This window comes from Dehalobacter sp. (genome assembly GCA_023667845.1).
GTDB lineage: Bacteria > Bacillota > Desulfitobacteriia > Desulfitobacteriales > Syntrophobotulaceae > Dehalobacter.
Map to the genome: position 1 here is coordinate 1 of JAMPIU010000026.1, position 8,123 is coordinate 8,123.

General features: G+C 45.1%; 6 protein-coding genes. All 6 read right to left on the reverse strand.

Annotated elements, in window-relative coordinates:
- Positions 1–193: hypothetical protein (locus NC238_01335; protein ID MCM1564598.1), on the reverse strand; the 193-nt coding region annotated here is incomplete at its 3' end.
- An 855-nt stretch (positions 194–1,048) separates the two neighbouring features.
- Positions 1,049–2,299, reverse strand: coding sequence for an MFS transporter (locus tag NC238_01340; GenBank protein ID MCM1564599.1), 1,251 nt, complete (start codon positions 2,297–2,299; stop codon positions 1,049–1,051).
- 278 nt (positions 2,300–2,577) lie between these two features.
- Positions 2,578–3,324 carry a 4Fe-4S dicluster domain-containing protein gene (locus NC238_01345; GenBank protein ID MCM1564600.1) on the reverse strand — a complete coding sequence of 249 codons (747 nt, stop codon included), beginning with the start codon at positions 3,322–3,324 and terminating at the stop codon, positions 2,578–2,580.
- Complete coding sequence (locus NC238_01350; protein ID MCM1564601.1) at positions 3,321–5,810, reverse strand: molybdopterin-dependent oxidoreductase; 2,490 nt, start codon at positions 5,808–5,810, stop codon at positions 3,321–3,323. The genes NC238_01345 and NC238_01350 overlap by 4 nt, the downstream gene beginning before the upstream one ends.
- A gap of 192 nt (positions 5,811–6,002) precedes the next feature.
- Positions 6,003–7,424 (reverse strand): sigma 54-interacting transcriptional regulator, encoded by a 1,422-nt coding sequence (locus NC238_01355; GenBank protein MCM1564602.1) that lies wholly within the window; start codon positions 7,422–7,424, stop codon positions 6,003–6,005.
- 52 nt (positions 7,425–7,476) lie between these two features.
- Entirely contained in the window at positions 7,477–7,668 is a 192-nt protein-coding gene (locus NC238_01360) for a hypothetical protein (protein MCM1564603.1), read from the reverse strand.
- Positions 7,669–8,123 lie beyond the last annotated feature (455 nt).

An 8,123-nucleotide genomic window follows, 5' to 3' on the forward strand; every position in this document is an offset into this window, starting at 1 on the left:
GAGAACAGTTGGTTATAGGTCCTGACCAGATACATCCTAATTCTCTCGGCCATAAGCTTATTGCAGCAACTGCCTCAGACTGATTTAGAAAATCAGAGAGGAAGATCTTTTTTTCAAAGACAAAAACGGCAATATACAAGAATATTACGGTACTTATCGATAATCCGGTGATAACCCCGGTGGGATTAACCATTCCTTCCAATACTTCCTGCGATTTCAACGAATGAAATAAGGACAGATGTCTAGTCCAGGACAGTTTATCTGAAAGCCCAGCAATGAATCAGTCCGTAAAAAATAAAGGTTAATCCATAGGTATAGGCCAAAGATTTTTTTTGTTACAAGGGTTGAAAACAACAAAGAATAGCTTCTGATCACTGAAAAAAACTAATGACAAAACGGCAATACACTTTTTCACCGCCGCAAGGGCTGTCTGGGCCCGGTTTCCATCTCTGTTTCTTCTTTCTGAGAAAAAGCGGACCTGCCGCGCCACGATTTCGAAAAATTGTTTTGCGACAGCTCCATTACTCTTTTTTACCCGTTAAGGATTGTACTTATTGCTTCTTGTCTTCCACCTTTAATTCAGTATTGCATTCCACACAATGGGTAGCCTTTGGTGGATTCATTTTCCCGCATTCAGGGCATTTTTTCGGTTTGCCTGCTTGAGGCGGTCTATAGCACATCTTTCCCAATCTCTCCTTTCATTCTCTTCTTTAAGTTATCATGCCGCCACCCGAATAGCCAGGGTGATGTTTAACCTATATCCCTGCGTGTTTTCGAAAGCAGAGTGCTCGTACTGGCTTATTTCATTTTCAGCCTGCTTCTATTAATTTCTCTCTTTTCCACTTCCGTCACATCTTCAAAAATGCTCAAACACGGTCTCCAACTTACCTCTTTCTTCACCATTTTAAGAGCTTTTTCTTTATCATAAAGGACCAATACTTTTTTCGGCACATTTTATTTCACGATAAAGTAAGCTTCACTATGGTTGGGTTCAGGTATACCTTCAAGTTGGCGCAATTTGTCATGTTTTTCCTAGATCTCTTCTTTTTTACACTTCTTTGGTCCAATATTCTTGGTTGTAAACTTTATTGTCTTTGGTTTTTATCAACAGGCAGCAGACTGCGCCAATCAGGGTGACAATGGCCGACGGTATTGCCGCTGAAGTCCATACATTCCCAGAGCTTTCCACGATAGTCCCAACATATAAAGGCCCGACAGCAACCCCCATATTCTGACCAAAGGAAGTAATGGCAACACAGATGCCGATGTAGGCCGGATTGGCAATGGTTTCGGCTCCGATCGTAAACAGGGAACTCGGTATGAAGGCAGTAAAGAATCCGCCCGCCAGCATAAAAGCAATAGCCATGGGCAATGAGGTGCTGTTAAAAGAGCCATATAAGACAACGGTCAGACCGGCCAGGCCAAAAGCAGGGAGGAATCTCCGGTTCTTCACCTTGCCTAAGAGGTAGCCGCAAAGAATGGAACTGGGAATCATCACGACCATCAGCAGACTCACAACTCCGTTGGCTGTGGCTAAGGGCGCCCCCAGAGTATCGACCATAAGCGTCGGCATATAGGTGGTCAGACCATAGAAGCCGATATCAAAGCAGTTGAAGGCGATGAACACCAGCCAGAGGGGAGCGGCCTTTAGCACGATACTAAGTTTGATTTTTTCCTTGTTCTGCAGGTCGGCGATGTTTTCACTATTTTGCTGGGCGGCGAAGCTTTCACTATAGGGCTGGTTATTAGGAATCAGGAAAAGAGCCGCCAGCAAGACCAGCGAACCGAGGATTATTCCCAATCCCCAAATTCCATGCCAGCTAAAGCGGCTTTCCAGAGGGGCGGCTATATTCAGCATGGTCAGACAAGCTACCGGATAACTGCCTAACATAACGGCATTAGGAAGTCCGCGTTTATCCGGTGTGAACCATTCAGCAATGATGGAAGCGACAACTACGGCAATAAACCCTGTTCCGAGGCCGTCCAGAACACGCCCCACTAGCAGGACAGGGTAGTTTTCACTAAAGGTACCAATGATAGCGCCTATAGCCGTACTGCTTATGGCTACAGCCATAGAAAGCTTTGGCCTTAATTTCATCAGGAAGTAAGCGGCCGGTACGGAGATTAAGCAGGAGGCAATGCCGTAAGCCGACATCAGCCAGCCTCCCTGCACGAGATTTAGTCCAAGTTGATCCGTTAAGACCGGTAGGAGGGGGGGAACTCTTTGTTCACTGGTGGAGTTTACCATAAAGCATAAAACTGCAACTATGGTTATAGTCCAAGCTTTCTTTCCATTCATCTTTCTTCCTTCTTTCATTTTTTGAATTCCGCCTTTAATCCGGTATTGCATCTCGCGCTATGAGCGGCCCTATACTGAATTCATACCGTATAAAGGTTTACCGCATTAAGAACATTTCTTCGATTTGCCTGCTTAGACCGGCTAAAATTCAACTCTCGTTTCGGAAAGAGGGCTTCAGGAACATCTGAATCTCTCTTTCCCTTTTCTTTCATTTATCTTTCATTTATCTTGACCTTATCCTTTGATCATGTCAGCCTCTGAACAGGCAGGCATGATATTTAACCGGCATTGTTGCGTGTTTCCGAAAGCAGAGCACGCGTACTTTCATGTTTCATCTTCAGCTCGCTTCTGGAAATTTGTTTCTTATCCACTTCCGTTACATCCTCCATCTGCTCAAATATGGTTCCCAAGTCCCCTCTTTGCTGCATTAATTTAAGGGCTTTTTCTTTGTCATAAGCAATCAGCTCTTTTTTCGGCGCGGCCTCCTTAACAATGAAATTAGGCTTGGTTATTTCAGGATCAGGCATTCCTTCGAGCTGCCGGAGAGTGCCGTACTTGTTTTGCATTTCTTCTAACGTTCCAAAATCGAAGGCCCGCAGAGGGCAAGAGGCCACACAAATAGGGATTTCCCCCTTTTCCAGACGGTCGAAGCACATTGTGCATTTGCTCATTTTAGTCCCGGGGGCGTCATCGGCGAATTTGGGGGCACCATAGGGACAGGCCTTGAGGCATTGGCGGCATCCTTGACATTTTTCGTCATCGACTAACACCGCACCGTATTTTTCTTCTTTGAAAATGGCTCTATTAGGGCAGGCTTGGATGCAGACCGGATTTTGGCAATGGCCGCAGGGAAAGGCCAGGCTATGCACCTTTAAATCGGGATAGCTGCCATCTTCCCATTCATAAACCGTCATCCATTTCTCTGGTCCGGGTTCAATACCGTTCCATTCCTTGCAGGCGACGCTGCAGGCATGACAGGAATAGCAGCGGCTTTGATCAAAGAAAAAAGCGTACTTTATCATCATCTTCCACCTCCGAATTTCCCGAATTTCTTGATTTCCACCAGGCCATGCTTAATGTTAATCCCCACAGCATGGGGCAGATGCACATCCGGGATTAAGAAATTGGTGTTGCCTCCCGTGTCAATACCATGCGGCATGGTCTCAGTTTTGACGTCGCTGGGTTTATACCAGGCACCATGATAAATGGCCACCGTACCCGGCATCATTTTGGAAGTGATATAGACCGGCATGACCAGTTCGCCCAATTCGTTGTGAATCCATACCAGGTCATCAGACTCGATCTTTCTGGTCTTAGCGTCAGCCGGGTTCATCCAGACGGCATGGTCGTAGCAGTCCCGCAGCAAGGGGTTATTGGCGTTGCAGGATTGCTGTCTGAACATGGAAATTGCCGTGATCATTGACAACGGATATTCTTTGGTTTTCGGATGATAAAAGCTGTCACTGGATGGTTCGTCCATATAGCTAGGCTCCCAGCGTGGTATGGGATCCATGCGGCCGCCAAATTCCGTGTTGCGGCAATCAGTGGTTTCCAAAAGCTTGGAAGAGAATTCGATTTTACCCGATGGCGTATATGCAAACGGATTCTCGCCAATTTCGACCTTACCTTTAAAGGCGTATGCCGGTTCGTCGATCGGGACACGAACAACGGGGTCTTTCAAGAATTCTTCCCAGGGCAGCGGATTGATTCCCAGCATAGCTAACCAACCGTCTTCATCTTTGGCCCACTTTTCATAGCCTTTCCGGTAGAGGTCGTCCACCGCTTCATCCCATTTATCCCAGGAAACATCCTTCAGCAAGGGGTTATATTTATCTCCAATTCCTAACCTGTTGGCAAGCTGGGTATAAACCCATGCTATCGGGCGAACCTCACCGGGAGGATTGACGACTTTCTGACAATAGACGAAATAGTTGTGCATACCCCCGGGACTTTGCATGAAGCGGTTCGAACCCAAAAGAAAGTCATCGGTGGATTCAAACATGTAAACCGGCGCCGGAAGCACAATATCCATCGCCTCTACTGTAGGCTGATTGTGATGCCACAGAAATCCCCAGGAGAAGTGCAGCTTGGTCATCGCCTTGATGCGTTTATTGGTATCGTGCAAATTATTCATAAAGTTGTTTACGGAAATCACCATCTGGATATTGGGAAGCGGGCTGTCCGGTGGGGAACCGATGGCCCGGCGGTATTCGGTTTCCGTGATTTTGCCATGGTTATAGTCTTCACGTAAAATAATGGCCTCATCCATTTTATTAAAGTTAAGACAAACCGGAGATACATATTCCTCTGGGGCCTTTTGATAATCGGGTTCCGGAGCAGGTATCCTGGTAGGCGTCCAAAGACAGAGGCCCCCTTCACAGCCTCCGGGTATTGTTGTATTGCCGGTCATCGCTTGTAAAAGTATGGCTGCTGAAGCGGAATATTCCCCCAAATGTCTCTTGGAGGGGCCATACTGATACTGAAGATGAACCGGTTTGCTTCTAGCATAGAGCCGGGCAAATTCCCGGATGGTCTCCGCAGGGACTGTACAAATCGTTTCGGCCCACTCCGGTGATTTTGCTTGCTGGTCTTCTCCGCCCATGACGTAATTACGGAACTTGGCAAAGCCTTCAGGCTCCACATGCTGTGCTACGTAATCGTGATCATACAGATCTTCTTCATACAAAACATAAGCAACGGCTAACATCATGGCCAAGTCGGTCCCGGGTCTGATTGGGATCCATTGGTCGGCCAGCACTTGGGCACTAGTCGTATAACGCGGATCAATGAGAATAATGGGGATTCCTTTTTCCCTGGCCAGCTTCATATAATAAGAAGACGGTCCGTACCAGCTGACCAGGGGATCCATACCCCAAAGAACGATGAGGTTGGAATTAAGCAGATCAGGCGCTTCGTAACCGGTAGTGCCAATATCTCGTCCTTCACCGAACATTGCCCCGATATCATAGCCAAAGTGGTGATATTCTGCGGCCGTCTGGGCCGGGCAGGAATCGTCTCCCCACGCAGCAACACCGGCTTTCAGATAAGGAGCCAAAGAGAAAAAGTTTCTTTTCCAGAATGTGTCTTTGTGAAAAATACTGTAAGGGCCGTAAAGGTCGATGACTTCTCGGATCTTGGCTGCAATGGTATCCAGGGCTTCATCCCAGGAAATTCTCTCCAGATGACCACCGCCATAGCCTTTGGGGCCCACCCTTTTCATGGGATAAATAATTCTGGTGGGAGCTTCAATCTCTTTTCTCCAGGAATGGCTCATTACGCAGGGCCGGGTTTGCATCATCCCTGCCCGGACAGCTTCGTCACCGATGTTGTCTTCTCGTCCGATGCCCTTGTTGATGGTCTCGGGCTCCACCGCGGTTAGAACGTTGTCTTTCACATGGCAGCGGAGAACGCAGGCCGCGTCCCAGCAACCATTTTGATAACAGGTGGTGTAGAATATTTTTTCGTCTTCATGCTGGGTTTTTAGTTTTTTCAGAACTTTCTCTTTACTCAATTTTTTGACCTCCTTTTTTATTTATTACGGATATTACTAACGAAGTATTAACTATGCAAAAATTATGCCACCTTTTAAAACCCCGTTAATAGTGGTTACAACAAAAAAAAACTAAGAGATTTTCCCAAAATGAACGAGTCCCAAAAATGGGATAGCATCTCTTAGCTTTGTGATTTGAAGCAGGTGAACTTTTTAGAATTCTATTTCGTATCTTTTGATTTTCCTATAAATCGTTGACTTCCCAAGCCCCAGCATTTTAGCTGTATCTTTGATATTATTTCCATTCTTACTCATCGCATCTTGTATCGCTTTCTTTTCTATCTTCTCCATATTTGAAAGTTCTTCTAAACTTTTAATACACGAATTTGCTTTTTGTTCCCTTAATAGATTACTGGTATATCTCATTTCATCCGGCAAATGCTTGATTTCGATGGTATCGCCGTTCGTCATGGCTAATGAATAAGCAATCACGTTTTCCAGTTCTCGTACATTGCCCGGCCAAGAATATTTCAGCAGCACGTCGGACACTTTGGGGCTAAGTTGAGGATATCTATTAATATTGAAACGTTTGCAGTTTTTTTCAATAAAATGCTCAACCAATTTCAGTATATCATTGCCCCGGGCGTGTAAAGGAGGTATTGCCAGGTTAAAGACAGCCAGCCGGAAATAAAGATCTTCTCTGAATTCTTTTTTTAGAACCATTTCCCATAAATCTTTATTGGTCGCAGCAATCACACGAAAATCCACAGGAATATATTTACTGCCGCCAATATGCATGACTTTTTTATCTTCCAGGACGCGAAGGAGTACGGCCTGAAGGTCTAACGGCATATCGCCGATTTCATCCAAGAATAAGGTGCCACCCTCGGCGAGCTCTATTTTCCCCGCCCTGCCCCTGCGTTCGGCGCCGGTGAACGACCCACCTTCGTAGCCGAATAACTCACTTTCAATCAAGCTTTTGGGTATAGCCGCACAATTAATCGCGATAAAAGGTCCATCCGGCCTGCTTTCATCATGAATCGCCCGGGCAAACAACTCTTTCCCCGTCCCGCTTTCCCCTCTAAGCAATATGCCGCCGTCATAGCGGGCAACTTTGCGGGCTTTCTGTATGACCTCCCGCAAAGCTTTGCTTTCACCCAAGATTAGGGCGAAGGGATCTTTCTCCTTCCCGCCATTTTCTTGTCCGGTTTCCTTTATTCTTATGATATGTTTATCAATTTGTCGAGCATGGCGGCCAATGCTGTAGATTGCCGCAAGACTCTCTTTATAATAAAACGGAAAGATATCCACAATTAAATTCATTTCTTTTCTATCAAGGCGAACAAAACTAAAGTTTTGTTGGCGAATCGGCTTTTGATCAAGTTTTACCTGCATTTCATATGAAAGTAAATCGTGGTCGTCAGGGTTGGGATAAACCTCCCTTTCATTTTTCCCCAGAACATTTTCGCGTTTCAACTTGTCTGTTTCTTCAGACCGTCGATTAAATAAAATGATCTCCTCTTTTTCATTAATGACAAAAACTCCTTCATCTATATTGTCAATAATACTCTTCAATAGAGCATTTTCGAACTCAAGAAACGCCATCCTCTCATCTTTAATATTGCTCAACCTCACACACCCTTCCTCCTTAAGTAGTTATCTCGTCAGTTTCACATAGCTTATATCTTTATACACTTTCGGAAAGAGCTACCAATTTATTTATTTTTCCTTTTTCTCTTGATTTCTCAAAGCCGTTGTCGGCGGCGTATTTCTCCAGCATCATCCGCTGGTTCTGGATGCTATTGGATTCGCCTTCGCGCTTGTCCTCCTGATTGATTCTGCCGTATAAAATAGTGTATTTTTGGTTTGCCTGTTTCATAAATACCTCCTTCTTGTTGGCAAACCGATACGGAATATTAGGATTGCGGATTACTCCATAATCTCAAGCATACCGAAGAGTTTGCCGGAAGTCTACTGATTTCTCAGATAGAAATTCGTTCTGTTTCCTGCTCCTTGTCAATCAAAGAGGGGAGCTTATCCGTGGGAGTTGAGAGTATCCACTCCGGCTGCGGCTGTCAAAAATCCCTCTACTTCTATAGGGAAAATATTGAGAGGATGAGCGAATGAAAATTACAATTCTCTCTACATATTTCCACCTTGAGAGAGACATCTGCACGGAAATTTTTTGCCTCATGATTGCATAAAGCCACTATTTTTTATATCGGACAATATTCAATAGACAAAGAAATGGAATATATTACCATAAAAAGAATTAAGGAGTTTAGAAAAATGTCCGAAGAAAAATGCGAATGTAAATTTAATTCTGTTAGTACA

What these genes read in the sequence shown, in the direction of transcription:
- NC238_01340 (MCM1564599.1), bottom strand. Translation starts at nt 2,299, where the DNA reads ATGAATGGAAAGAAAGCTTGGACTATAACCATAGTTGCAGTTTTATGC.
- NC238_01345 (MCM1564600.1), bottom strand. Translation starts at nt 3,324, where the DNA reads ATGATGATAAAGTACGCTTTTTTCTTTGATCAAAGCCGCTGCTATTCC.
- NC238_01360 (MCM1564603.1), bottom strand. Translation starts at nt 7,668, where the DNA reads ATGAAACAGGCAAACCAAAAATACACTATTTTATACGGCAGAATCAAT.